The organism is Mycobacterium sp. NS-7484 (genome assembly GCF_001953975.1).
GTDB lineage: Bacteria > Actinomycetota > Actinomycetes > Mycobacteriales > Mycobacteriaceae > Mycobacterium.
On the sequence record NZ_MBEJ01000104.1, the window covers coordinates 1 to 526 of the forward strand.

Consider the following 526-nt stretch of genomic DNA (forward strand, 5'->3'; position numbering starts at 1 on the left):
GGCCAAAGGCTGGCCGGAACTGTTCGGGAAGCTCGCCGACGGCAGCCGCGGCAAGTTCACCGTCGAGGGCATCGCCGACCTGCACAAGGCGGCATCGTGACCGCCCGCCTGCCGCTTCGGATCGGCTCATCGGATGCCCGCGGTGACGACGTCACGCATTGGCAGCGCTGGGCCCGGTCGTACGCGGAGTCGTACGCCAACCTCATGGGCCCGGTCGACGGCTACTACGGCAACAGCGACGCCGAGTTCACCCGCGAAATGCAACGCCGCCTCGTCGCCGCCGGCCACGCGATCCCGATCACCGGTGTGTTCGACGAAGCCACCGCGGCGCTCGTCGGCTACGCCGGCATCACGGCCGAGCCGCGACGCAAGATCTGGATCTACACCGCCCCCGGCTCCGGTGCGGACTGGTGGGCCGGGCCGTCGTTCGAGCTCGGCGAATGGTGCAAGAAGGTGCTCAAGCTCAACCACCAGCCCGTCGGCTACCCGAAAGGCGGATACCTCGGACTGATGGGTGGCCCGCCGG

Annotated in this window: 1 protein-coding gene; it reads left to right on the forward strand. The window is 69.4% G+C overall.

The window, feature by feature from the left end:
- Positions 1-96: 96 nt before the first annotated feature.
- Positions 97-526 (forward strand): peptidoglycan-binding protein (locus tag A5733_RS19535; protein ID WP_142254096.1); only part of this gene is annotated, 430 nt, incomplete at its 3' end.